The 24,300-nt window shown below is 48.5% G+C and carries 23 protein-coding genes; 15 read left to right on the top strand and 8 right to left on the bottom strand.

The features are described 5' to 3' along the window. Positions 1-58 precede the first annotated feature (58 nt). The 9 genes from NZM04_03815 to NZM04_03775 all read left to right on the top strand — a co-directional run bounded on the left by NZM04_03815 (position 59) and on the right by NZM04_03775 (position 8,881). A complete protein-coding gene (locus NZM04_03815) occupies positions 59-1,294 on the top strand; it encodes a peptidylprolyl isomerase (GenBank protein ID MCS7063166.1) in 1,236 nt (411 codons plus the stop codon). 245 nt (positions 1,295-1,539) lie between these two features. Beyond that, entirely contained in the window at positions 1,540-2,532 is a 993-nt protein-coding gene (locus tag NZM04_03810; GenBank protein ID MCS7063165.1) for a hypothetical protein, read from the top strand. A gap of 47 nt (positions 2,533-2,579) precedes the next feature. Beyond that, positions 2,580-3,224, top strand: coding sequence for a MotA/TolQ/ExbB proton channel family protein (locus NZM04_03805; GenBank protein MCS7063164.1), 645 nt, complete (start codon positions 2,580-2,582; stop codon positions 3,222-3,224). A gap of 31 nt (positions 3,225-3,255) precedes the next feature. Next, entirely contained in the window at positions 3,256-3,666 is a 411-nt protein-coding gene (locus tag NZM04_03800; GenBank protein MCS7063163.1) for a biopolymer transporter ExbD, read from the top strand. Next, the gene (pyk, locus tag NZM04_03795) at positions 3,666-5,096 is read left to right on the top strand and encodes a pyruvate kinase (protein ID MCS7063162.1); all 1,431 of its coding nucleotides are present in this window, start codon (positions 3,666-3,668) and stop codon (positions 5,094-5,096) included. The genes NZM04_03800 and pyk overlap by 1 nt, the downstream gene beginning before the upstream one ends. Positions 5,097-5,146: 50 nt before the next feature. Further along, positions 5,147-6,181 carry a Gfo/Idh/MocA family oxidoreductase gene (locus tag NZM04_03790; protein ID MCS7063161.1) on the top strand — a complete coding sequence of 345 codons (1,035 nt, stop codon included), beginning with the start codon at positions 5,147-5,149 and terminating at the stop codon, positions 6,179-6,181. Positions 6,182-6,190: 9 nt separating this feature from the next. After that, positions 6,191-7,285, top strand: coding sequence for a polyprenyl synthetase family protein (locus NZM04_03785; protein ID MCS7063160.1), 1,095 nt, complete (start codon positions 6,191-6,193; stop codon positions 7,283-7,285). Then, positions 7,269-8,153: a phytoene/squalene synthase family protein gene (locus NZM04_03780; GenBank protein ID MCS7063159.1), complete on the top strand. Its 885-nt coding sequence runs from the start codon at positions 7,269-7,271 to the stop codon at positions 8,151-8,153. The genes NZM04_03785 and NZM04_03780 overlap by 17 nt, the downstream gene beginning before the upstream one ends. Continuing rightward, positions 8,150-8,881 carry a lysophospholipid acyltransferase family protein gene (locus tag NZM04_03775; GenBank protein ID MCS7063158.1) on the top strand — a complete coding sequence of 244 codons (732 nt, stop codon included), beginning with the start codon at positions 8,150-8,152 and terminating at the stop codon, positions 8,879-8,881. Before NZM04_03780 ends, NZM04_03775 begins: the two co-directional genes overlap by 4 nt. Positions 8,882-8,899: 18 nt before the next feature. Here NZM04_03775 and atpG read toward each other — a convergent pair whose 3' ends face one another. The 3 genes from atpG to NZM04_03760 form a co-directional block, all read right to left on the bottom strand. Continuing rightward, complete coding sequence (gene atpG, locus NZM04_03770; protein ID MCS7063157.1) at positions 8,900-9,796, bottom strand: ATP synthase F1 subunit gamma; 897 nt, start codon at positions 9,794-9,796, stop codon at positions 8,900-8,902. 36 nt (positions 9,797-9,832) lie between these two features. Beyond that, positions 9,833-11,365, bottom strand: a complete 1,533-nt coding sequence (gene atpA, locus NZM04_03765; GenBank protein ID MCS7063156.1) for a F0F1 ATP synthase subunit alpha — start codon at positions 11,363-11,365, stop codon at positions 9,833-9,835. A 133-nt stretch (positions 11,366-11,498) separates the two neighbouring features. Continuing rightward, positions 11,499-11,975: a redoxin domain-containing protein gene (locus NZM04_03760; protein MCS7063155.1), complete on the bottom strand. Its 477-nt coding sequence runs from the start codon at positions 11,973-11,975 to the stop codon at positions 11,499-11,501. Positions 11,976-12,122: 147 nt separating this feature from the next. Between NZM04_03760 and NZM04_03755 the strand changes: the two genes are divergently transcribed. After that, the gene (locus NZM04_03755) at positions 12,123-12,755 is read left to right on the top strand and encodes a L,D-transpeptidase (GenBank protein MCS7063154.1); all 633 of its coding nucleotides are present in this window, start codon (positions 12,123-12,125) and stop codon (positions 12,753-12,755) included. Between the two features lie 21 nt (positions 12,756-12,776). Here NZM04_03755 and lepA read toward each other — a convergent pair whose 3' ends face one another. Both lepA and rpe read right to left on the bottom strand, forming a co-directional pair. After that, entirely contained in the window at positions 12,777-14,582 is a 1,806-nt protein-coding gene (gene lepA / locus NZM04_03750) for a translation elongation factor 4 (GenBank protein ID MCS7063153.1), read from the bottom strand. A 79-nt stretch (positions 14,583-14,661) separates the two neighbouring features. Beyond that, positions 14,662-15,339, bottom strand: coding sequence for a ribulose-phosphate 3-epimerase (rpe, locus tag NZM04_03745; GenBank protein ID MCS7063152.1), 678 nt, complete (start codon positions 15,337-15,339; stop codon positions 14,662-14,664). 167 nt (positions 15,340-15,506) lie between these two features. Between rpe and NZM04_03740 the strand changes: the two genes are divergently transcribed. Then, positions 15,507-16,640: a glycosyltransferase gene (locus NZM04_03740; GenBank protein MCS7063151.1), complete on the top strand. Its 1,134-nt coding sequence runs from the start codon at positions 15,507-15,509 to the stop codon at positions 16,638-16,640. Positions 16,641-16,658: 18 nt separating this feature from the next. Here the strand turns inward: NZM04_03740 and smpB are convergent, their stop codons facing one another. Beyond that, positions 16,659-17,108, bottom strand: coding sequence for an SsrA-binding protein SmpB (gene smpB / locus NZM04_03735; protein ID MCS7063150.1), 450 nt, complete (start codon positions 17,106-17,108; stop codon positions 16,659-16,661). 335 nt (positions 17,109-17,443) lie between these two features. Here smpB and NZM04_03730 point away from each other — a divergent pair, with 335 nt between their 5' ends. Genes NZM04_03730 through murJ form a run of 3 tightly spaced genes read left to right on the top strand, consistent with a single transcriptional unit; the run spans position 17,444 to position 20,156 of the window. Further along, positions 17,444-17,746, top strand: coding sequence for a hypothetical protein (locus NZM04_03730; GenBank protein MCS7063149.1), 303 nt, complete (start codon positions 17,444-17,446; stop codon positions 17,744-17,746). Between the two features lie 15 nt (positions 17,747-17,761). Continuing rightward, the gene (locus tag NZM04_03725) at positions 17,762-18,535 is read left to right on the top strand and encodes a glycosyltransferase family 2 protein (GenBank protein ID MCS7063148.1); all 774 of its coding nucleotides are present in this window, start codon (positions 17,762-17,764) and stop codon (positions 18,533-18,535) included. Beyond that, positions 18,528-20,156, top strand: coding sequence for a murein biosynthesis integral membrane protein MurJ (murJ, locus tag NZM04_03720; GenBank protein ID MCS7063147.1), 1,629 nt, complete (start codon positions 18,528-18,530; stop codon positions 20,154-20,156). Before NZM04_03725 ends, murJ begins: the two co-directional genes overlap by 8 nt. Before the next feature lie 52 nt (positions 20,157-20,208). On the opposite strand, the gene glgA is transcribed toward murJ, so the two are convergent. After that, the gene (glgA, locus tag NZM04_03715) at positions 20,209-21,630 is read right to left on the bottom strand and encodes a glycogen synthase GlgA (protein ID MCS7063146.1); all 1,422 of its coding nucleotides are present in this window, start codon (positions 21,628-21,630) and stop codon (positions 20,209-20,211) included. A 4-nt stretch (positions 21,631-21,634) separates the two neighbouring features. Here glgA and NZM04_03710 point away from each other — a divergent pair, with 4 nt between their 5' ends. Then, on the top strand, positions 21,635-23,005 hold the full coding sequence (locus NZM04_03710; protein MCS7063145.1) for a hypothetical protein: 1,371 nt from the start codon (positions 21,635-21,637) through the stop codon (positions 23,003-23,005). 13 nt (positions 23,006-23,018) lie between these two features. Here NZM04_03710 and NZM04_03705 read toward each other — a convergent pair whose 3' ends face one another. Next, on the bottom strand, positions 23,019-24,290 hold the full coding sequence (locus NZM04_03705; GenBank protein MCS7063144.1) for an adenylosuccinate synthase: 1,272 nt from the start codon (positions 24,288-24,290) through the stop codon (positions 23,019-23,021). Positions 24,291-24,300: the final 10 nt, after the last annotated feature.

The following is a 24,300-nucleotide window of genomic DNA, read 5'->3' as shown; positions in this document are numbered from 1 at the left end:
GAATTCTCCAGTGATTTTTACTTGTTTATCGTGACATGTGACGGTAGGCAGTTTTCCTATGCGATCCCTCCTTTTACTTGCAGCCATGTTTACGATTCAGGCGGTATTCGGCTCACCGAAACTAGACGACGAAGTAGTGGTATTTGAAACTTCATTTGGCAAAATAGTGGCCGTCTTGTGGCCTCAGGAGGCACCGGCGACGGTAGCCAACTTTAAGAAGTTAATTAGTGAAAAATTCTATGACGGCACAAGTTTTCATCGCGTAATTAAGGATTTTCTCGTGCAAGGAGGAGATCCACTCAGTCGAGATCCTCGAAACCGCAACGTCGGAACAGGAGGGCCCGGCTACTTTATCAAAGCTGAACATAATAACCAGCCGCATACAAAGGGCGTTCTTTCTATGGCCAGGGACGAAAGAAACCCGGACTCTGCAGGCAGTCAGTTCTTCTTTTGCCTAAAGGATCGTCCTGAACTCAACGGCAAATATACAGCATTCGGCAAGGTAATTGAAGGTTTTGAAGTCCTAGACCAAATTGCAGGTGTAGAAGTGACGTTTAATCATGCCGGCGAAAGAAGTCTGCCGATTACTCGTGTTGGACTCAACCTGGTAAAACTTGAAAAGCAACAAGAATACGCTGAGGTTATCGCACGTCTTGATCGGCAACACCGTGATCACTCACTCATGGAGGCTCTGAAGGGCAAGACAACAAAAGATCCCAATGCCCCACCAGCAGCGACTCCTCCTCCGCCAAATGTTACTGATGAAACAGAAGTGCTCCTTATTAAAACAACGCTAGGTGAGATGAGTTTTGTATTGTGGGATCAAGAAGCTCCACATGCTGTCAATTATGTGAAAAATCTAATTCGCCGACGTTACTACGATGAGACTGCCATACACAGGGTGATTCCACGCTTCATGATACAAGGTGGATGTCCCTTTAGCCGAGATTTCAAAAGTCGATTGGTTGGAACAGGAGGGCGTGAGGAAGCTCAAGGTGTTGAATTCGAGTATCTAGACCGTGTCCCTCAACGAGGCTTCATCGGACTGGCCAGACAAGAGGGCGACCGATCTTCTATAGGCACTCAGTTTTTTGTCTGCTTAGATGAGCTTCCAGAAATACAAAATCGTTACCCATTATTCGGTCAGCTTTTTAAGGGAGAGTCCACACTGAATGCCATTAGTGGAGTTGAAGTGACCTATGGAAAAGCAGGAGAGAAGTCAAAGCCAGTCCAACCGGTCATATTAAATGAAGCGCGGCTTATTCCAGCCAAAGAAGCTCGTCTAAGGCCATAGGCCAGAAAGCTTAAACCTCGTGTTGACGAACACCGCACATCAATCTAACTCTAGTATCTGATAAAAAGAGGAGTTAGAGTTTAGGCTACATGCTCGAGGCACTAAAGCATCCCTATACTGCCTACTTAGATTCCAAAAAACAAAAAGTTGGACGCTATCTCCTCACGTCCATTTTACTTCACATTGTAATTATTGCTCTATTGAGCCTTGAGCCAGTTAGAACGTTTTTAACCTTTAAGCTTGATTTGCCTCCAGCTTCCCCTCCTCCTACCGTGCAGATCTTTTTCGAACCCCCGCCTCTCCCACCCCAAATGCCTGTCTCGCCCCCGCGAGAGGTGGTTTACACCGATGCTTCAAATGCCTCTGAACAAGAAGTGACCGATGCATTATTTGAATCAGCCCATAACACACGTCTCTCCTCGACAGAGGATCAATCGACAAATCAATCCACTAATCTTCCACAACAGTCTGGTGATCCTCAGCTGGGCCTCTCTATAAGCCCCACAGAAGGCCGCACCAACATCCCCGTAAATCCACCAACTCAGCCTCCTCCCCCCAAAAATTCAACTCCCACTCCATCCAAACCTCAACCTCCGGCCGAAGTCATTCTAGAAAATCCCGATGAACTGATCACCGAAAGTAAAATTGATGAAGCCACTTTAATCGAAGAACGAGAAGCCAGAAAGCGTGCGGAAATTCGCCAGGCCCTAAAGCAGGCACAAATGGATTCCCAGCAAACATCCAAGCCCATCTCGCGCCGACCTGCTCCTTCAAATCCACAATCCGTTCCATCTCGAGGCCATCGCGAATCTCTTACTCAAAAAACGCCATCTGCCGCAGAGAATCCTACACTGAGTCGCGGGCGATCTGAAATTCAGGGAAGTGCGCCTCGAGGAGACACAACTTCCATCGGATCCAGAGCTTCACCCGTAGGGCGATACAAAAATCGACTCTACCAAGAAGTAGGCTCGCGTTGGAACCAAGAAATTGACCGCCGCGGCGGCCCAAGCACTTTGCCCCTCGGTTCAGTCAGAATCGCATTCACAGTCCGGCACACCGGAGAGATAACAGACATACGAGTTGTTTCCCGCAGCGCATCCAATAACATTATTGCGCTTGAAAATTTGTGCCTCTATGCACTCCGAGCCTCCAGTCCTTTTGAACCTTTTGATCCCCAAGTCCGACAGCAGCTCGGCGATAGCTTCCAAGAAGAATTCACCTTTACTATTTATCGCTAGTTAATTTACAAAATAACCTCACAATCCTCTCAACACATTAACCCTCTATGGAAAATCTATGGCAATTCTTCGTCAAAGGCGGCTTCTTCATGATACCAATCGGATTGTGCTCGATCATCGCCCTTGCAGTCATTCTTGAACGAGCCTTCTCCCTCGCGCGTCATCGCATCATCAACGCTCCTCTCGCAACAGCAATCCTTAAATTCCACCACACCGATGATCCCACACCCCTAGAACAACTTTGCGCCCGCGAGACTACCGCGCTCTGCCGCATTGTAAAAACTTGCTTCATGCATCTCAACTGGACAAAATTCGAAAACTCCGAAGCCATGCAGACCCGTGCCCGTGCTGAAGTGTCAGCAATGGAGCGCAATCTCGTCTGGCTTGAAATCATAACAGGCGTCGCTCCCCTGCTTGGACTGCTCGGCACAGTTTCAGGGCTCGTTGTCGTGTTCTCCTCCTACCTTGATCAAGGGATGGTCTCTCAAGGTCCTATGTTAGCAAAAGGAATTGCAGAAGCCTTAAACACCACTGTCTTCGGCCTCGTTGTGGCCATTCCTTCAATGATGGCACATGGTATTTTTAGCCGTCGCGTTGAGTCATATGCAGTCGAGCTCGAAATCCTGAGCACAGACTTACTCGGGAAACTTTATACCTCATCCGATGATGAAGAAAATTTCGTAAACGAATAACCGATAATTCTCGCCTACCGCTCTCGCCCACATGCGATTCTATCAAGCTCAACGCCGAAAACCCACCATTTCTATCGTCTCCCTGATTGATATTCTCACAATCGTCCTTCTTTTCTACGTCGTCACAACAACCTTTCGTCGCGAAGAGCCAACAATTAAAATCGAGCTTCCTCAATCCAGCCATGCCGAATCAAAACGAGAACCCCCTCCAAACATCATTTACGTCGATGCTCAACAAAATATCTATCTCAACACTGAGCCGATCACCCTCGCAGAGCTTCCCAAGGCGTTGTCCAACATTTTGATCACACAAAAACAAGGAGACATCGCCATGCGCGCAAGCAAAGATGCGCCATTTAGCATCATTGTTGCGGTAATGGACGCTGCTAAAGAAGCAGGCATCTCTCATCTCCCGACCTTCACTGAGCCTGCCCCTCGTTAATGTTGAGCCACCCTCTGCCCTCGCACCGAAAAACTAAAATCATCGCTACTCTTGGCCCGCGCTCTAGTGATGACGCTACTCTCGAAGCGCTCATCAAGGCTGGAGTAAATATCTTACGTCTCAACATGTCGCATGCCGACCACCAGTGGGTTCGAAGCATCACTCACCGTGCGAGATCAATTGCAGAACAACTTCAATATCCACTCGGCTTCTTGCTCGATACTCAAGGACCAGCTATTCGCACAGGCGATCTTCCTACACAACTCAACCTTAAACCCGGAGACATCTTCACCTTCACCGTCCGAGGCGAAAAAAACGAAGAACAATTCTCTGTCGATACCAACTACGATCAACTCATCGATGACATCTGCGTAGGCGACATCGTCATGGTAGACAACGGCATGATCCAGATGCGAGTTCTCGCCAAAGAGAATAAAAAATTGCGTTGCGAAGTCCTCACCCCTGGGACGCTCGGATCAAGAAGGCATATCAACCTCCCCGGGATCAAGGTCAATCTCCCTGCCCTCACCGATAAAGACCTCAAGGATATAGCACTTGGCGTAGAAGTCGGTGTAGACTATGTCGCGCTCTCATTCGCCCGTGAAGCCAACGACATTTTTCTCCTACGACAAATCCTCGACACGCACCACTCCTCCGCCCTCGTCATCGCCAAAATTGAAGATCAATCCGCCATCACAAACATTGACGAAATCATAGACGCAGCCGACGGAGTTATGGTCGCACGCGGAGATCTCGGCATCGAAATCCCCTTTGAGGAACTCCCCATCGTCCAACGACGCATTGTCAAAAACTGTATACGAAAACAAAAGCCCGTCATCGTTGCCACTCACATGCTCGAAAGCATGATACAAAATCCCATTCCCACCCGCGCAGAAATCACCGACGTAGCTAATGCGGTCTATGAACAAGCTGATGCTCTCATGCTTTCCGGTGAGACAGCTGTTGGACAATATCCCGTAGAGTGTATCCGCGTTCTCGATCGTGTTGCTCGACGTATCGAACGAAGCGGTGGCGCAGGCTATGCGCGCCTCATACAACTCCAACACGATAAAGAGAGAGTAATCGCTTCAGCCGTTCATCTTGCAGACGAAACGCAAGCTGAAGCTTTATGCGTCTTTACACGCACAGGATTTATGGCGCGCACTGCCGCCAGCTTACGTCCTCGACACTCACCTATCTTCGCTTTCACTCCCGATGTGGCGCTTGCCCGGAAGCTTCTTCTACATTACGGCATCGTGCCGATCGTCTTAGAATTTTCATCCGATCCAGAAGTAACCCTAAACGCCGCCCTACAACTCCTACATGAACGCTATCCGCATCTCTCAGGCAAACCAATTGTCGTCGTCTCCAATCATAAAGCCGGCCGTGAAGCTCCGCCAATGGTGCAACTCTTAAGGGGAAATTCCTAGCGACAAAATCTACGTTGCTTAATTTTAGTCACACTGCAATCTGATGAAATATGAACCTACAGAAGATCCGCATCGGCATAATTGGCGCCGGTGCTATTGCTCGTCAAAGACATCTACCTAATCTTCAAAAAATTCCTGGCGTAGAAATTGTCGCCGTCTGTAACGCCAGAAGAGAAAGCGCCGAGCGAGTCGCAGCCGAGTATAAAATCCCAATTGTTGTGGACCATTGGCAGGACGTTATAGCGCTGAAGGACATCAACGTTATTTGGATTAGCACGACACCTCATCTACATGCGCCGATAACGATCGCTGCTCTACAAGCGGGGAAACATGTATTTTGCCAAGCACGCATGGCAATGGACCTATCCGAAGCTCGTGAAATGCTTACTGCCGCACGGGTCCATAACAAATTGGTCACCATGCTGTGCCCAGCGCCTCATGGAATGAAACATGGGAGATATTTTAAACATCTCTTGGATAGCGGCTTTATCGGGCAACCCTATCATTTTCGATTAAACGCAATGAACGGCATGTTTAGCGATCCTGATGCTCCTGCGCACTGGCGTCAGCGGGTCGAGTTGAGCGGTTTAAACATCATGTCCGTAGGCATATATGCTGAAGTGCTCGGTAGATGGATTGGCCAGCCCTTACGGCTCTTCTCACGCCACGAGACATTCACCCGCCGTCGCGGAGAAGTCCTCGTGCAAATTCCCGACTTTGTCCAAGTGATAGGAGAATGGCCTAAAAATCTAATCGGCACGCTTGAGTGGAGTTGCGTTGCGTGCCATGCGCCTCAGGAATGCCTTGAAATCTACGGACGAGAAGGAACCCTGGTTTATAACTTTATCACAGATGAAATCTTCGGAGCTAAGCGGACTGATTCAGGCTTGAAAGCCCTACAGGTTCCCCAAGAGTATGTGGATTCGTGGCATGTCGAGGAAGATTTCATACAAGCCGTGCGTTCAAAAGGCCATCCCCAGCCAGATTTTGAGACAGGTGTCCGATACATGGAATTTGTCGAGATGGTTCATAAAAGCGCTCGTGAGCGACGCTGGGTCGATTTGCCTAGGACGAGTTATTTATAATCAGCTTTCATGCAGGGCGACGGATTGATTCCATCATCAAGCTTTCAAAAAGCATTTTGTGATGCCCTGGCGGCTTTTTGGGACGAGGTGCAAGAACAATTCCCCTCCGATACCTTTGCTGAGAGGCTCTTTCATGATTTAACGGAGTTTACCCAACGTCCCGGCAAACGCATTCGTCCTTGGCTCTTTGCTGAATTCTATCGGCTCCTAGGAAGAGAAAATTGGGCTGAAGCAGGGGTAATGCGCGCAGCATTGGCTTTAGAGCTCCTTCACTCTTTTATCCTTGTGCATGATGATATCATCGATCGATCGGTCGAGCGTCGCGGTCGACTCTCTCTTCACCGTCTTCTTGCGCTTCATTTCGGGAAACACAAAGAAAGTCTCAGATTAGGAGAGAGCCTGGCAATTGTCGGCGGGGATATTTTATTCGCCCTAGCTTACAAGGCTTTATTGACTTCCGCTTTTCGACCAGATCTTAAAGTAAAAGCTCTGCTTTATCTTTCGAGCGCTATCCTGGATACGGGATGTGGTGAAGTCTTGGAAATATACACAGCAGCGCGCGATTTAGAAGCTGCTTCGATGGATATCATACAGAAAATCTACGAGCTAAAGACCACCCGTTACACCTTTATCGCGCCCTTGCGTCTGGCAGGAATATTAGCTGAGGCAGACGAAACATTGATCTCAAAATTGGAGCAAACTCTGTTGCCACTGGGGCTACTTTTTCAGATCGCAAACGACCTTGACGATTTCCGTCGTATGCGAAATGAGCTGGATTCGACGGATCTAAGCGAAGGAATAAAAACGATCCTTTTGCGAACCGCTTATGATCGGCTCGGAGAGGTCGAGCGCACTCTGTTGCAGCTCTGTCTCTCGGATGCGACATATCATGAAGGCTCGTTCTTTCGTATTGTTACACTGATTGAAAAATCTGGCGCTCTTGGCGAAATCAAGAGGCAAAAGGAACGTCTTCTGTCTGAATGCATCAGAAGGCTAGAGATGCTAAATGATCCCGATATGCAGAGCAGAGTCTATGCGATTATTAGTCGTATCGGGGTAGAACTGTCGGGTGTCTTAGTTCGAGGCGATGGGTCACGTGGATGAGAGTTTTGAAGCTGCTCGGCAAATCACGCAGAAGTTTGCTAGGAGTTTTTATTTCGCTTCGAAAGCCTTAGATCCAGAGACACGAAATGCTTGTTATGCCGTTTATGCATTCTGTCGAAGTGCAGATGATGCAGTAGATCTTCTTGCAGAACGAAACGAGACTGCGCAAGAAGCCCTAAGACCTTATTTTACCTATATATCTGCGCTTCAAGGGGACCCTAAAGATAAAAACGAAGCGCTTCCCAAATGGTGGGAGGCTTGGGCAGCTACTGTCAGGCGTTACGATATCCCGATAGTCTATTTCGAAGAACTCCTCAAGGGCTTAGCGATGGATCAAGGAAGGGTGCGAATTGCGGACGGCCAGGAGCTGCGGCTGTATTGTTATCGCGTGGCTTCTGTGGTCGGCATGATGTTGACACACATTTTTGTTCGGAATCCGAGCGCGGAGTTGTTGCAGTATGCTGAGGCTATGGGGCGGGCGATGCAGTTAACGAATATCTTGCGAGACGTGGCAGAGGATTGGGAACGGGATCGGATTTACCTTCCTCAGAGTGAATTAAAAGCTTTTGGAGTAGATGAGGAAAGTATCGCCTCGCGTCGCATGACCAAAGCTCTGCGAGGTTATCTTCGAGCCAAAGTATTCGAAGCGCGAGGGTATTACCGTGAAGCAGAGCGTGGGATTCGAGAGTTGCCCCGAGGGAGAATACGTCTGGCTGTGTGGATTATGCGTTATGTATATGGGGGCATTTTAGACGTTATTGAGGAGCGCGAGTATGATATTTTCTCATCGCGAGCCTACGTCTCTTTTCCACGAAAAATCGTGCTGGCATTTCAAGCCTTTCGTGCTGAGAGAATGAGTGATTTATGATTCGGGCGACACCGAGCTGGTGGGGACGTCACATTTTAAGACCGTTTTTTGAATGGCATCTTCGAAGGCATTTTCATGCAGCTTATTTTTGGGGTTGGGAATCGTGGAAAAGGATAGCGGATGATGAACCAATCTTAGCATACGCGAATCATTCAAGCTGGTGGGATGCGATTGTGTTGATCCATCTGATACCCTTTTTTAAGCCACGCCAGTCGTATTGCATGATGGAGCGATTGGAGGATTACCCTTTCTTTAGGCATCTTGGCGCTTATTCGGTCAGTCTCAGTCGGCCTGTTGAAGCGGCCGTTTCGTTGCGCTACACCAGTAGATTGATCGGTAGTAGACATGCTCTTGTCTGGATCTTTCCTCAAGGTAGAATCTTGCCTCCTCATTCTTCTTTTGAGGTGAGAGAGGGATTTCGATGGCTAATCCGTCGACATCCTCATGCAGCACTTCTGCCTCTTGGACTGCGATATGGTTTTGCTGAGCATGAGCGACCTATCATTGCAGGCGCTTTCGGTGAACCACTGCGCGGCGAAGATCGTGAGCGTCTCTGTGTGGAGCGGCTAGAGCAATTATTGAGGATGTTGGATCAGCGAGTTGGGGTATGGGATTGGTCTGGCGCAAGAGTGACTTTGCGGCCGGGTCTTTCCTTGCATGAAAGGTGGGACCGCTGGCGAGGTCGGTTGTTTTTTTGGAGTGGGAGACAAAGTCGGGCAGAGAAGTAGCGTCTTTTTTCAGAGCGGCTATTGATTCATAGCCATTTGTGCTGTGGCAATTTCTAGGAGCTCTGTGGTGATGTTGGCTTGCCGCTGTTTGTTATAATCTAGTGTGAGTTCTTTGATAATGGTCTGGGCGTTGTCGGTGGCGTTTTTCATTGCCACCATGCGTGCTGAATGTTCAGAAGCTCTTGCGGAGAGCACTTTTTGGTAGAGGGAGTAGTGGACGAAGTAAGGCAGCATGTTATTCAGAAGCTCGACAGGGTGTGGTTCGAAGAGGTATTGAGCTACGGGGGAATTGTCCGAGGGGCTGGCATCAGATAAAGCAGAGGTCGTCACTGTTGCGGCTGAGCCAAGAGGAAGAAGCTGAGTGAGGACTGGTTTTTGAGCCAAAGTATTGATGAATTCAGAATAGGCTACGATGATTTTGTCTGTTTGATTATCTAAGAAAGATTGGATGAGGAATTGGCTGATTTTTTTGGTGTCGCGAAAACCAAAGCTTTCCTTGAGCTCGAAATCTGCGGTTAGAGAACGGCCGAGTCGAGCGATGAATTGGCGACCTTTTCTGCCTATGGTGATGTAGTCGAAGGAGACGTCTGGGCTTTCCTTTTCGTATTTCAGGGTTTCCCGAAGAAGGTTGGAATTAAGAGCACCACAGAGCCCTTTATCGGTCGTGATGAGAACTATTGTCTGGCGACGGAGAGGACGTGCGTCGAGGAGAGGATGGGTGAGGTCTGCTCCAGAGCGAGCTTCGTGTAATGAACGAGCGATATGATCGAGGATACGTTGGTAAGGAGCGGAGGCGAGGGCTTGTTGTTGTGCTTTGCGCATTTTGGACGCAGCCACCATTTGCATGGCTTTGGTGATCTGAGCAGTGTTTTTGATGGACTTGATGCGGCGACGGATTTCGCGGAGGTTGGCCATAGAGCTTAAGGGGAGGGGATAAGGAGTAAATTTTGGTTAGCTTAACTTGTAGTTTTCTGCGAAGAGAGTGATCGCAGCTTTGAGTTCTTGAGCGATCTGATCGTCGATCACGGCTTTTTGACGGATAGCAGCAAGTAGGGGCTCGTGCCGCATGGTGAGGTGCTCTGTGAGCTTATGTTGGAAATCTTTGATTTTATCCAGAGGGATGGGATCGAAGAAATTATTTTGCATAGCCCAGAGCAGTGCGACTTGGATTTCGACGGGGATGGGGTTGTATTGTGGCTGCTTGAAGAGTTCAACTATGCGTTGTCCTCGATCTATGCGAGCTTTTGTTGCGGGATCGAGGTCTGAGCCGAATTGCGCGAATGCAGCCAGCTCGCGAAACTGGGCTAATTCGCCTTTGATTTTGCCAGCGACTTGTTTCATTGCTTTGATCTGAGCTGCGGAGCCGACACGTGAAACCGATAGTCCCACTGAGATGGCGGGTCGTATGCCTTGGTAGAAGAGATCAGTCTCGAGATAGATTTGGCCGTCCGTGATCGAGATGACATTCGTGGGAATGTAGGCGGAGACGTCGCCGGCTTGTGTTTCGATAATTGGGAGTGCGGTGAGGGAGCCGTTGCCGTTTTGTTCGTTGAGACGAGCTGAACGCTCGAGGAGGCGTGAGTGAAGGTAGAAAACGTCGCCGGGGTAAGCCTCACGGCCAGAGGGGCGTTTTAAGACCAAAGAGACTTGGCGATAGGCAACGGCGTGTTTGGAAAGATCATCATAGACGATCAAGGCGTCCATGCCATTGTCCATGAACCACTCTCCAATGGCTGCGCCGGCGAATGGGGCCAGGTATTGCATGGTGGCGCTATCGGAAGCGCTGGCTACGATGATGATTGTGTATGGGGTGGCGTTGGCCTCAGATAGCACGTCGAGGACTCTTGCGATATTTGAATTTTTCTGACCGATGGCGACGTAGATAGAATAGAGTGGGCGGAAATTGGGGTTGCCTTCGTTGGCACTATTGATACGAGATTGATTGATGATGGTATCAATGGCAATGGTTGTTTTGCCTGTGGCGCGGTCACCGATAATGAGTTCGCGTTGTCCGCGGCCGATCGGGATCATGGCGTCTATTGCAATGATTCCTGTCTGAACGGGCTGGGAGACGGGTTTTCGCTTGATAATACCGGGAGCGATTTTTTCTACGGGGTAACTGACGTTCGTTTTAATCGGTCCTTTACCGTCCAGTGGATTGCCGAGAGGATCGATGACGCGGCCTAGTAGTTCCTTTCCAACCGGAACCTGCAGCAGGCGACCAGTGGCTCGAGCTCGTGTGCCTTGTTTGATTTTTCCAAAATCGCCTAAAATGATCGCCCCGACTTCAGTTTCTTCGAGGTTTAAGGCCAATCCATAAATGTTGCCCTCAAATTCGATCATTTCGTTTAATGCTATGTCGGAAAGGCCTTCAATTTTCGCGACGCCGTCGGCTATTTGGCGGACCGTGCCGACATTTGACTTGGTAATGGTGGTTTTGATTCCCGCTATGCGCTGCTCGATTTCCTGGAGAAGGGTGTTCATAAATATCAAGGGGTGGATTGTCTAGCTGTGTCTAGCCAGAGGCCGAAACATTTCAAGCTGGGAGATTAGTGAATGAATAAAAAAGGCCAAGAGGTGATCTTGGCCTTTTGATTTTATACGATTTATTTGAGGATTATTTTAGGTTTTCAAGAGTGGATTTTATGGCTTGAAAATTGGGCAACTCTTTTGGGGAGGGGGTTTGCTCCGCATAGCGTATGATTCCTTCGCGATCAATCACAAATGCTGCACGTGCTGATGTATCGCCTATTCCTGCGAGGCCAGGTAGAAGGACATCGTATGCTCGGGTGACTTCTTTGTTTAGGTCACTAGCTAGGAGGATGGAGATTTTTTCTTGCTTTGCCCATGCTTCTTGAGCAAATGGACTATCCACACTAATTCCGATGACTTCTGCACCTAAGTTTTTGTAAGCTTCGAGGCCATTGCTGACTTCACAGAGCTCTTGAGTGCATACTCCAGTAAACGCTAGGGGGAAAAACAAAAGCAGCACGTTGTTTTTTCCGATGTAGTTTTCAAGTTTAACATCAACTAGGCCTTCCGAGGTTTTGGCTTTGAGTGTGAAGAGTGGTGCTTTTTGTCCAGTTTGAATCATATTTTTTTAAAATTAAGGGTTGAGGTTGAATTGTTAGCGGTTACACTATCACAAGAATAGTGACCTTCGATGGCAAGCATAGCTTTTTTTCCGAAATATGCAAATTTTGGCAAGTTACTGTTGATTTTTTTATGTGGATTGCTCTTTGTGGCCTCGAATACGATTGACTGTAAAGCGCAAGATGATTTGCGGTTGCCTCCTAAATTCATTTTAGTGAGCGTGCCTGAGCAACGACTCACATTATGGGAAGATGGGAGAATCGTCAGGCGTTATCGTATTTCGACTTCGAAGTTTGGGTTGAGCAATCGGAGTGGAAGTTACGGCACACCGCTTGGCTGGCACACGATAGCGGCAAAGATTGGTGATGGTGTGCCAGTAGGAGGAGTCTTTAAAAATCGTGTTTGGACGGGCGAAGTGCTTCCGGTGAATGCCCCGGGGCGAGATCCTATCGTCACCCGAATTCTTTGGCTAAGTGGCGAAGAGTGGCACAACTCTAATTCATACGACCGCAAAATCTATATACACGGCACGCCAGAGGAATCGACGCTTGGAATCAACTCGAGTTACGGTTGTGTGCGCATGGCTTCTCGTGATGTTATTGATTTGTATGATCGCGTGCATGTTGGAACGCCAGTGTTGATTTCACTTCTATCGACTTTAAGCCCGGAAGTTCGTTTGCAAGTGGCGTCCTACTGGCGATATGCTCATTCTCCTTCATTTGCCTTTCAGCAAAGAGAGCCCGCATTCTCTGGCATGAGAGAAGCACCACCGGTGCCTTAAGTTAAAAAGGGCGATGAAACGCTAAGTTGAGAAGTCGTTCTTGAGGACTTGAATAAAGGCCTCTTGGGGAATATCGACTTTGCCGAAGGACTTCATGCGTTTTTTGCCTTCCTTTTGTTTTTCAAGCAGCTTTCTCTTTCTTGTAATATCGCCGCCGTAACATTTTGCCGTTACGTTTTTACCGATGCTGCGAACGTCCTCGCGTGCAATGATTTTTCCGCCAATGGCAGCTTGGATTGCAATTTTAAAGAGATGAGGAGGGATAACCTCTTTAAGTTTGGCAGCGATTGCGCGTCCGCGAGCTGCGGCTTTGCTACGCTCGACAATACACGAAAAAGCTTCGACAGGTTCGCCATTTACAAGGATGTCCATTTTAACGAGGTCGGCCACTTGATAGGGACCATGCTCGTAATCCATAGAGCCGTAGCCTCTGGTAATCGTTTTAATGCGATCGTGGAAATCAACGAGAATTTCAGCCAAGGGTAAGGTGCAGTGTAACATTACGCGCCTGGAGTCAACCGACTCGGTGTGATCACAGGAGCCGCGTTTTTCCATCACAAGTCCCATGATGTCTCCGATGTTTTCGTTGGGGACTAGGATGAACGCTTTTACCGTAGGTTCAAAAATCTCATCAATGGTCGAAGGGTCTGGCCATTTAATCGGGTTATCGATATAGATCTCTTCGCCGTTAGTTTTTTTGATTCGATATACCACGCTAGGATAAGTGGTGATAATATCGATATTGTATTCTCTGCGAAGACGCTCTTGAACGATCTCCATGTGGAGCAGGCCTAAAAATCCACAGCGAAAACCCGATCCTAATGCAGCAGAGGTTTCGACGGAAAAAGTAAGCGCAGCATCGTTGAGTTGTAGTTTATTCAATGCGATTTTAAGCGCTTCAAATTCTGCTGTGTTGATTGGATAGATCCCGCTGAAAACCATCGGGGTGATCTTTCTAAATCCCGGCAGCGGAGTGGGAGCTGGGTTTTCTGCGTAAGTCATTGTATCGCCTATTTTGACTTCACTAGGACTTTTTATGTTGGCGATGACATAACCTACGTCGCCAGCGCTTAAGGAAGGGCATTTTTCGGGTTTCGGACGGAAAATACCGACCTCCTTTACTTCGTATTTCATATTTGTGCTCATCAGGAGCACTTGCGTGCCAGGTTTCAGTGTGCCGCTGACGACCCGGACGTAGTTCACTACTCCACGATATGCGTCGTAGACTGAGTCGAAAACTAGACACCGCAAGATATCGTCTTGAGGTTCGGCGGGAGGAGGGATTCGCTTAATAATCGCCTCTAGAATGTGATCTACTCCAGCACCAGTCTTAGCGCTGCAAAGGATAGCTTCATCGGCTGGAATTGCGAGAATGTCTTCAAGCTGGCGTTGAACGGAGGGGATATTTGCGCTTGGAAGATCTATCTTATTGATAACGGGAATCAGTGTTAATCCTTGCTTCGCAGCAAGGTGAACGTTGGCTACGGTTTGTGCCTCGACGCCCTGAGCCGCGTCTACTACGGCAAGGGCGCCTTCGCATGCTGAGAGGCTTCGAGACACTTCGTAAGAAAAATCGACATGTCCAGGAGTATCAATTAGGTTGAGGCGATAGGTCTGTCCGTCTTGAGCTTTGTAAAATAAGGTGACAGGGTGTGCTTTGATGGTAATGCCTCGTTCTCGCTCAAGATCCATGGAGTCGAGAAGCTGGTCTTGCATTTCTCGTTCGCTGATCGCTCCTGTCAGTTGTAAAAGGCGATCAGAGAGGGTTGTCTTCCCGTGGTCGATGTGAGCTACTATACAGAAATTCCGAGTAAGCTGGATTGACATGCTAAAAGCAGATTGCTTGTCTGGCCAAGACAATGGATTAAAGACGAATTGAAATCAAGATACCTTGTTGCTCGATTGCTCATCCAGCGGCAAGAGCCTCCGACGCGGCGTGGCGGAGCTCTTGGACTTTTGATCGAAAGTTCGGGCTATGAAAGAGGGTTGTGCCTGCGACGATGATATCGGCCCCGGAGGCGGTCGCCATCCGCGTGGTTTCGGTATTGAGTCCACCATCGACTTCAATTCGGTAATGCTTGTTATGTTTCAGAGCATATTGCCTGGCTTGTCTTATTTTATCGAGGACCTCAGGCATAAACTTTTGCCCTCCGAATCCTGGATTTACAGTCATGCAGAGCAAAAGATCAATTTGATCAAGATAAGGAATAGAGCGGGCGAATAGAGTCAATGGGTTTAACGCCAAGCCAGCCTGGCAGCCTAGACTGTGAATCAAGTCTAATGTGCGACGAACGTCATGATGTGCTTCGAGGTGCACGGTGAGGATATTTGCACCGGATTCAATAAAAGTCCGAGCATATCGGTCGGGTTGTTGAATCATTAGATGGACGTCAAGAGGAAGACGGGTTAGACGGCGTATTGTTTTTACGATATCTGGGCCGAAGCTGATGTTGGGGACAAAGTGTCCGTCCATGATGTCTAAATGAAGCATTTCGACTTCAGCTTCTTCGCAGCGACGAACCTCATCCTTGAGTATCGAAAAATCTGCAGCGAGAATCGAAGGGGCGATCTGGACGGCTCTCATGTTAGTTTTGGATTAGACACGCCTCTCTTGAATTCAGAGGATTGCATAGGGAGCTCCGTAAGTCTGTCTTGATGCTTTTGTTTTGGCAAGGAGCAGTATTTTGGCATTAGAGAGAATTTGTGCGTGTTTGCGACTTGACTCAATTTTATTCCCCGAAAAGCGGTGGAGTGAAACGTTACATTTACGAAAAACAGCGATACATCGAGCGAGAGACACTGGATGAGCATATTCTAATTGTGCCTGGCGACGCTACGAGGTTGGAGGATCACGGGAGGATAAAGGTGTTTACAGTATGGTCGCCGCGGATAGACCGGACCTCTCGTTACCGAATTTTACTGAATACAAAAGTCGTAAAGGAATACCTTCGCGAGGCACGTCCGGATATCATCGAAGCGGGAGATCCTTACCATTTAGCGTGGACAGCTCTTGAAATGGGACGAGAGCTAGGTGTGCCTGTTGTAGGGTTTTACCATTCACATTTTCCGGAGGCCTATTTGAGGACACTCGGAAAATACATAGGAAAGTGGGCCTATCGGAAGCTCATGCGATGGTGTGAGCAATACATCGTGCGATTATATTCTCAAATGGATGCTACGTTTGTTCCGAGCGATCATCTACGTCAGCTTTTGCGAAGGTGGGGGGTGCGGAATGCCGTCACACTTCAACTGGGTGTTGACACCCAAATTTTTCATCCCGATGCACCTGATTTAATTTGGAAAGATCAACTTGGGATTCCTGCAGATGCTTATGTGTTGCTATATGTAGGTAGGCTAGCACGAGAAAAAAATATCGATACCTTGCTCGAAGCTTTTGAAATACTTTGCAGAGATTCCGATCGCCTCTACTGGCTTGTTGTTGTTGGTGACGGGCCGTTGCGTTCTCTTGTAAAAAACTATCAAGAGAAGACAGGTCAAATTGTCTGGCGCTCATACGTGAATGAGAGCAATGTCTTGGCACGATACTACCGATGCGCTGATTTGTTTGTTCATCCAGGCATTTGTGAAACTTTTGGCCTTGTGACGCTGGAGGCGCAAGCGTGTGGATGCCCAGTGATAGGGATTCGGGGAAGCTATATGGATGCTAATGTTTTTGGTGGGCATGAGTATTGGGCAAGGAATAATTCTTCGCATGCACTTGCAGATGCGATTGAAAGGATCTTTAATGAAGATTTGGCGAAAATCGGTGCAGAAGCTGCTCGAGAAGTGCACAATAAGTTTAGCTGGGACAAAGTCTTTTCTAAATTGTGGAGGCACTATGAAATTGCGATCAAAGAGAGAAGGGGAAAAGACGAATTGCTTTAGAAGCCTGCTGCCTGCCCGTTAGCTGCTGCGTCGAAATCTTCGAGCTATTTCGCGTTCAGCTTCAGCTTTCTTTAGCTCAGCTCTTTTGTCGTGTTGCTGTTTGCCTTGAGCGAGGGCGATCAGCACCTTTACGTAGTTGTTTTTCCAATACATTTTCAAAGCAACTAAAGTGCGGCCTTTGATTGCTGATTGAGAGTAAAGCCTTTGAATTTGGGATCTGCGGAGTAGAAGTTTGCGTGGAGCTAGAGGCTCGTGATTATCATGGGCCGCATTTTCGTAAGGCTCTATTTTTGCTTGCCAGAGGTAAGCTTGATTTTTCTCAATCCTCACGAATGCTCCATCGATTTGGACATGTCCCTGTCGAATTGATTTCACCTCTGTGCCGCGCAGCACAATGCCCGCTTCTACTGTTTCCAGGATTTTATAATCCCGATAAGCTTTGCGATTCGTGGCGATCTCTTTTTCCATCTACTTTCCAAGCTATAAAAGAGGAGCACTTCGGAGAAACTAAAAAACAGCGTAGATTATGAGCGTATGTAGTGGTAATAGGATTTGAGATGTATGGGTTTCTACTACCGACGATCAGTTAATCTCGGTCCTTTTCGAGTCAACATAAGTAAGTCTGGAGTCGGTTACTCAATCGGCGGTCGGGGGTTTCGAGTTGGCACAACAGCAAAAGGTAAACGTTACACGACCTTTAGTATTCCTGGGACAGGCGTTTATTATCGCAGCAATCGAGGTTGTTTTTCATTAATCATAGGGGTAGTTTTCATTATTTGTAGCGTCGCATTTTTGAAAACTCTATGAGTTTTACGTGGAAACGAACTTTATCGACGTTAAGTTCAGAACGTTTTGTTGCGCAGCTGGATGGCCAAGATGCGGCTGCATTTGACATTCACTATCTACCCAATGGGCAAATTGCTGGGACGGTAATATTGCTTCGTTCTCGCTCATGGAATGAGGAGCAAATTCAAAGGCTTCTTCGCGCATTTGATGAAGATTTTCTTCCTCATGCGAACTGGGAGAGTGGAGGCATCTGCTTCACTGTGGTCCTCGGAGAAGTGCTTGCGAACTTTGAAGCTCAAAAGGAAAACGCAGCTTCATGAACGGACAAAGTTATCATGAGTCACAGTGACGCGATCAAAATCACTGTATGCATCATTACATTAAATGAGGAAGAGGCACTTCCACGTTGTTTAAAGAGCGTTCAACCTTTTGCAGATGAGATTGTGATAGTGGACAGTGGAAGCACAGATCGCACACAAAAGATTGCCGAGGAATTTGGGGCTCGATTTGTTTATCGAGAGTGGCAGGGATACTGTAAACAGAAAAATTATGCTTTTGAATTAGCCCAGATGGGGTGGATATTCTCAATTGATGCGGACGAAGAGGTCAGTGAAGAATTATGTGAGAGCATACTCCGTCTGAAGCGGCATGGTCGTCGCCATCCTCCTTCAGCTTTTGAAGTCTGTCGACTTCCATTTTATGAAGGGAAATGGATTCGCCATGGGGATTGGTATCCAGACTGGCTTCCGCGACTATTTCAAAAATACAAAGCCAAAGTGGTAGGAGGTCGAGTGCACGAAAAAATCCGAGTCTTTGGAAGAAGAGAACGTCTTAATGGTCATTTATACCACTATTCATACCGAGATGAGGCCGATCGTCGTAAGCGTATCGAACATTACGTTAGTCTATGGCTTGAGTCGGCTGTTAAGAGGTATCGAAGAAAAATATTGCCTCTGGAGCCGGAACTGCGCGCCTTATGGCGATTTATTCGAGGATATATTATAAGACTGGGCTTTCTAGACGGTAAATTAGGTTGGAAAATAGCTTTGGGCTCTGCATGGGAAACTCATTTGAAATATCGTCAACTTAGAAGACTTCAGTGTGGATAATTTATCAACCTCAACTGATCAACAAATTCGCGGGCAGACTACACGTCGTGTAGGAGTGGTCGGTTTAGCCATCGTCGGCTCAAGGATTTTTGGTCTTGTTCGTGAACAGGTGCTCGCAGCGATGTTTGGCGCAGGGAAACTGCTGGATGCCTTCTATGGGGCTTTTCGTATCCCCAACTTGCTGCGCGATCTTCTTGCCGAGGGTGCACTATCGACTGCCTTCACTACGGTATTTACGCAAGTGCATGAAAAGGAGGGCTCGGAGCGGGCTTGGCGGCTTGTTCGTCTGATGTTTTCCTTAATGATCGTTTTCATGGGGGCCATCACCCTGCTAGGTATTCTTGCGGCACCGCTGATTATTAGTCTTACAAACGCAGGCTTTCATGCTGTAGAGGGGAAGTGGGAGTTGACCGTTGCGTTAACCCGAATTTTGTTCCCATTTATTTTTTTCGTATCAATAGCTGCAGTGGTGATGGGCATCTTGAATGCTCGTCATGTCTTTGCTTTGCCGGCTTCAGCTTCGACTGTTTTCAACATTGTCAGTGTAATTACCGGTGTCACATTGGCTTATCTTTTTGATCCTCAAGAAAACTGGTTAAAGCCGCACTTCACTGAAAAAGCATTATACGGAATTTCGCTCGGGGTTTTGATAGGCGGGATAGCTCAACTCTTGATCCAGCTTCCCAGTCTTTGGAAGCAGGGCTTTCGAGCTGGCTGGATCTGGGATCTCAAGGATCGGCATCTACGTGAGGTCCTTCGTTTAATGTTGCCAAGTGTTATCTCAGGCTCGGCTGTGCAGGTCAACGTGCTGGTAAACGGCGTATTTGCATCTATGATCAATGGGGGCATATCGTGGTTAAATTGCGCATTTCGCTTGATGCAATTTCCAATCGGAGTCTTTGGAGTAGCGATTGCGACAGTCACTCTTCCAGCAGTGAGTATTTTGAAAGCACGGGGTGATATGCAGGGATTTAGCCATGCTTTAATTCATGCGATTCGTCTGACACTTTTCTTGACGTTACCTGCAGCTACAGGCCTTGCTGTGTTAGCTTATCCCATCATTCAAGTTATTTATGAGCATGGACGGTTCCTCTCGAATGATACGCTTGCTACATCTCAAGCGCTTCAAGCATATGCTTTGGGGCTTGTCGGCTATTCCTTGATAAAGGTCCTTACGCCTTGCTTCTACGCACTAGGAGAAGCGAAAGCGCCATTGAGAGTGAGCCTGTGGGGCATGGGTATCAATCTCATTCTCAACTCAGTTTTTTTTTATGCGCTGGGGTGGGGACACATTGGATTGGCTTTTTCGACTTCAATGTTAGCACTAATTAACTCTGCACAGCTTCTTGTAATGATAAGCCGCCGGGTTCATCTTTTTTCCTCGTGGGGTCGATTTTTGTGCTCGCTCTTTTTTTCAACTTTGATGATGGCTCTTACGGCCTGGGTTGCGATTGGTCTATGGCCGGGGTCTGATAGTCTATTTGAACAAGCGCTTCGACTTCTGAGTGTGATTTTATTGGCAACCGTAGTCTTTTTTTTCTGCGCTTTTCTTACGAGAATGCAGGAAGCAAAGGAATTTTTCAGTTTTCTAAAACGGCCCAAAATAGCGAGTAAGAGTTAGCCTGCTTCTTTAGAGCTATGGGGTTGGGGAAATTAGGAGGAATTCTTGGTTGTCACAACAAGCTTGAATACAGCTTGCAGTAAGCCTCAGCGCTGCGTCTCCAGCTCAAATCCATTTGCATGCCGCGCTGTCTTACTGCAGTGAATCGTTTTGTGTCATTGTAGAGCTTAAACGCTCGCTCGATCGCTTTACTGTAGGCATCCAATTCAAAGGGCTCAAAGACAAGTCCGTTGTCGTAGCCTTCACCTTCTTGGACGGTGTCGGACAGGCCTCCTACTTTATGCACGATTGGAATTGTGCCGTAGCGGAGACTATACATTTGATTTAATCCACAGGGTTCGTATCGAGAGGGCATTAGGAAAAAGTCGCCTCCCGCTTCGATCCGGTGCGCCAGTTCTTCGTCAAAACCAATTTTCACGCCTACGGATTTGGGGTAGCGCGTCGCAGCCTCCTTTAACCCTTGCTCTAGCGCTTGGCTTCCCGTGCCAAGCAAGACGAGGTTTCCGCCAAGCGCCACGATTCGGTCTATCAAGCCGAGTGTGAAGTGCCATCCTTTCTGCTCGGTTAATCTTCCTATGCTTACAAATAACGGCTTGTCTACACCGGTGAGCTTGAATTCTTTGAGCAAGGCAGCTTTGCACTTCTTTTTTCCACTCATGTTGTGGATGCCGTAATTTTCTGGGATCAAGGGATCTGAAGCAGGATTCCAGGCGGCGGTATCGATGCCGTTGAGGATGCCGACGAGGGAACCATCTGCGCTCCGTGCTCTTAGGACTTGAGCTAGGCCGCAGCCATACTCTTCGGTTTGAATTTCTACGGCGTAGCGTGGGCTTACGGTCGTCACGCAATCCGCTAATTTAATGCCGCCTTTTAAGAAGTTGATTCCACCATGCATTTCTAGACCTTCGGCGTGGAAATAGCCCAGTGGTAGGTTTGTTAGTGCAAATTCATAGCCTGGGAACTGACCTTGAAATGCTAGGTTGTGTATCGTGAGCACTGTCTTAAAAGGTAAGCCGGCTGCCTTTACGAAGGCAGGGACGAGTGCTGTCTGCCAGTCATGCACGTGGAGGATTTGTGGGATGGGGCGGACATGCCGTGCTAGTTGCACTACGGCTTTAGAGAAAAAGATAAAACGCCGCACATTGTCGGGGTAGTCGCGATTATTTTCGCCGTAGAGCTCAGGGCGTTTGAAGAAGGGATCGTATTGCACTAAAAAAACGACGAGGCCGTTTGCTAGTCGCCCTGAATAAATCTGGGCGTCAATCTCTTCTCCTCCGACTGGCACTTTGATGCTCAACTCACGCCGCGGCTTTTGTGGTAAGCGTTTATCGACGTCGTGGTAGAATGGCAGGACACAGGCCACCTTATTTCCTAGTATTCTTTGCTCTGCAGGCAGTGCGCTCAGGACGTCGCCGAGGCCGCCAGTTTTTGCTAGGGGTGTCAATTCACTTGCTGCGTGGAGGATCATAGCCATAATTATGGATGATGGCGGTAGTGTGATTGTCTTACAACATTATCTTCCAAAGCTTTTTCGGTTTCAGAAGGGTTTTTGGCTATGGTTTTTTTCTCAACTTTTACCCATAGCCTGGGGGCAATATCACATTCCTCAGTGGGGGCAGGATGTTTCTTCGTGTGGGCAGATTGTCGTCGAGAGTCATGACCGCTCGGCGCATCCACCGTTGATTGAGCTGGTCACGCATATTCGCAATGAGCTTGCGCCTCGGTTGGGGCTTAAGACTGCATGGCGTGATCGTATTCTTCTTCGGATCGAGGGGGCTGTGCTCTATGAAAAATTTGATCCTAGTTTGGTGAAGGTGTTGCCGGCAGAGCCTTTTCGTATCCATCTGTGGTTGCGTCCTCGGGCGTATGATTTTCAGCTTACTGCGACTTCTTGGCCTCAGCCTCCTGAGGAGCTGATTCGGCAGATTGTGAGTATTTTGATTTATGAGAAGGCTCTTACGCGCTTTATTCCATTTGAGCCTGGGGATTACTTGCCTGCGCTTCCGCTTTGGTTGAATGAGGGATTAACACAGACGCTCTTTGATAAGAGGCACGATACCTGGACGGCTATTGTTGTGCGTGCGTATCGTATAGGCCGATCGCCGTCGCTTAAAGACATTTTGGGTTGGAAGGAGCTTAGTCCCGATACTCTTTTTCGGGCTTGGCAGCAGGCGCATGTTTATCATTTGGTGTGTTGGTTAACGCAGGACAGTATGACACGAGCCGAATTTCAGCGGCAACTTATGCAGTATATCCCTCGGGTTTTAGGTTCACGTGGTTCATCTGTCCCTTGGCCTAATCCGGAGAGACTTGAGCCGCTGTGGAAGGATTATTTGAAGGGTTTACAGCGTCCTTCTGATATAATTTTGACGTGGGATCAGACGGCGGCGGAATTGATGCGTCTGCAGAAGGTTGTGCTACAGAATTCTGATGGCTCGACACCGGTTTTGACGACTTTGGATCGTCTTCATGAGGCGCTGGAGCACCCTGCCGCTGAGGGGGCTATCAGAGAGAAGATTCGAGCGTTGATTGATCTTGAGCTTCGTGCGCAGTTTGCATGGCGTCCAGTTGTTGCTTCGTTTCGTGAGGCGCTGGAGGGGTTGATTTTATCTCGAGAAGCCGGTGCGGATTATTTAGAGCGGCTGGCTCAGGCTAAAGCATGGGCTCAGCGTATGCAGGAGCATCGGGATGGGTTGAATGATTACTTGAATTGGTTTGAAGTGTCGCATCTGCCAGCGATGCCGGAGAGGACTTTTGGTTCTTATTTTAAATTTCTGGATCAGCTGCAATCTTTTAATCTCCGTTCTCACGATCCTTTTGCTTTGGGGTCTGATATGAGCCAGCCTTGAATGGGATATGAGGCTAGCGCGGGGCGTGGAATGTGGCTTCTCGAGCTGGTCCGACGGAGACTAGTGTTACTTTGGCGCCTGAGTATTGTGCGATAGCTTTCAGGTAGCGTTGTGCGGCTTGTGGTAGCTCGGAATATTTGCGGACACCGGAGAGGTCGCACTGCCAACCTTTGAATTCTTTGTAGATTGGGCGGCAGATTTTCCAATCATCGAGCACGGCGGGTGGATCCGTCAGGCGGGTGCCTTTGTAATCGTAGGCGATGCAGAGGGGGATTTTTGAGAGATGATCTAGGCCGTCTAAATTTGTGACGGCTAGTTCTTCGATGCCGTTGATGCGTTGTGCGTAGCGGGTGAGGACGGCGTCAAACCAACCGCAGCGGCGGGCACGGCCAGTGGTGGCGCCGTATTCTCGGCCAAGGGAGTGAAGGTGGTCGCCGAGTTTTTCGTCTTCGGTGACGAAGGGGCCTTCTCCGACTCGGGTTGTGTAGGCTTTGACGACTCCGACGACTTTATCTATGGCTTGAGGGGGCAGGCCACTTCCAGTGAGGCATCCGCCGGATGTGGTGTTGGAGGATGTGACGTAGGGGTAGGTGCCGAAGTCAATGTCGAGGAAGGTGCCTTGAGCTCCTTCGAATAGGATGCGTTTTCCGTTTTTCCATGCTTTATGGAGATAGAGGACGGTGTGGGTGATGTAGGGAGCAAGGAAGGAGGCGCACTGTTCGATTTGAGATTGGACTTTTGCTAGGTCTAGGGGCTCAATTTTCCCGATTTGGCGGTGGTCGGAAAATTCAGCAAAGCGGTGTTGGAGTTTTTCTCGGATTTGGCGTGGCTGGAGTAGATCGGCTGCGCGGAGACCGATGCGGAGGATTTTGTCGGCATAGGCGGGGCCGATGCCGCGCTTGGTTGTGCCAATTTTGCGTTCACCTTGTGCTTCTTCGCGTTGTGCATCTAGGAAGCGATGATAAGGCATGACGAGGTGGGCGTGGGTGCTGAGCCATAGGCGGCCTCGGGTTTTGATGCCTCGATTTTCGAGCATTTTGATTTCGTCCACGAGGGCTGTGGGGTCGACGACGACGCCGTTGCCGATTACGCCGATTTTTCGAGGGCGTAAGATACCGGAGGGGATGAGGTGGAGGATGAATTTTTCGTTTCCTACGGCGACGGTGTGTCCTGCGTTGTTGCCGCCTTGGCAGCGGACGACGATGTCAGCTTTTTCGGTTAATACGTCTATGATTTTTCCTTTACCTTCATCGCCCCACTGGGCGCCGACGACGATGGTGTTCATGTATTATGTA

The sequence above is a fragment of the Candidatus Methylacidiphilales bacterium genome, assembly GCA_025056655.1.
In the GTDB taxonomy this organism is placed as follows: Bacteria; Verrucomicrobiota; Verrucomicrobiia; order Methylacidiphilales; family JANWVL01; genus JANWVL01.
Note: the sequence above shows the minus strand (reverse complement) of the source record. Positions and strands in the feature narration are given on the sequence as shown.

Bases quoted from the DNA above. Each gene is read 5' to 3' on its own strand.
- atpA (MCS7063156.1), bottom strand. From the start codon at position 11,365: ATGAACACCCTTCTCCAGGAAATCGAGCAGCGCATAGCGGGAATCAAA.
- NZM04_03705 (MCS7063144.1), bottom strand. From the start codon at position 24,290: ATGAACACCATCGTCGTCGGCGCCCAGTGGGGCGATGAAGGTAAAGGA.
- NZM04_03775 (MCS7063158.1), top strand. From the start codon at position 8,150: ATGATTCGGGCGACACCGAGCTGGTGGGGACGTCACATTTTAAGACCG.
- NZM04_03710 (MCS7063145.1), top strand. From the start codon at position 21,635: ATGGATGATGGCGGTAGTGTGATTGTCTTACAACATTATCTTCCAAAG.
- lepA (MCS7063153.1), bottom strand. From the start codon at position 14,582: ATGTCAATCCAGCTTACTCGGAATTTCTGTATAGTAGCTCACATCGAC.
- pyk (MCS7063162.1), top strand. From the start codon at position 3,666: ATGTTGAGCCACCCTCTGCCCTCGCACCGAAAAACTAAAATCATCGCT.
- NZM04_03790 (MCS7063161.1), top strand. From the start codon at position 5,147: ATGAACCTACAGAAGATCCGCATCGGCATAATTGGCGCCGGTGCTATT.
- NZM04_03805 (MCS7063164.1), top strand. From the start codon at position 2,580: ATGGAAAATCTATGGCAATTCTTCGTCAAAGGCGGCTTCTTCATGATA.
- NZM04_03730 (MCS7063149.1), top strand. From the start codon at position 17,444: ATGAGTTTTACGTGGAAACGAACTTTATCGACGTTAAGTTCAGAACGT.
- NZM04_03800 (MCS7063163.1), top strand. From the start codon at position 3,256: ATGCGATTCTATCAAGCTCAACGCCGAAAACCCACCATTTCTATCGTC.
- NZM04_03780 (MCS7063159.1), top strand. From the start codon at position 7,269: ATGGGTCACGTGGATGAGAGTTTTGAAGCTGCTCGGCAAATCACGCAG.
- NZM04_03785 (MCS7063160.1), top strand. From the start codon at position 6,191: ATGCAGGGCGACGGATTGATTCCATCATCAAGCTTTCAAAAAGCATTT.
- NZM04_03815 (MCS7063166.1), top strand. From the start codon at position 59: ATGCGATCCCTCCTTTTACTTGCAGCCATGTTTACGATTCAGGCGGTA.
- NZM04_03725 (MCS7063148.1), top strand. From the start codon at position 17,762: ATGAGTCACAGTGACGCGATCAAAATCACTGTATGCATCATTACATTA.
- smpB (MCS7063150.1), bottom strand. From the start codon at position 17,108: ATGGAAAAAGAGATCGCCACGAATCGCAAAGCTTATCGGGATTATAAA.
- atpG (MCS7063157.1), bottom strand. From the start codon at position 9,796: ATGGCCAACCTCCGCGAAATCCGTCGCCGCATCAAGTCCATCAAAAAC.
- NZM04_03760 (MCS7063155.1), bottom strand. From the start codon at position 11,975: ATGATTCAAACTGGACAAAAAGCACCACTCTTCACACTCAAAGCCAAA.
- glgA (MCS7063146.1), bottom strand. From the start codon at position 21,630: ATGGCTATGATCCTCCACGCAGCAAGTGAATTGACACCCCTAGCAAAA.
- rpe (MCS7063152.1), bottom strand. From the start codon at position 15,339: ATGAGAGCCGTCCAGATCGCCCCTTCGATTCTCGCTGCAGATTTTTCG.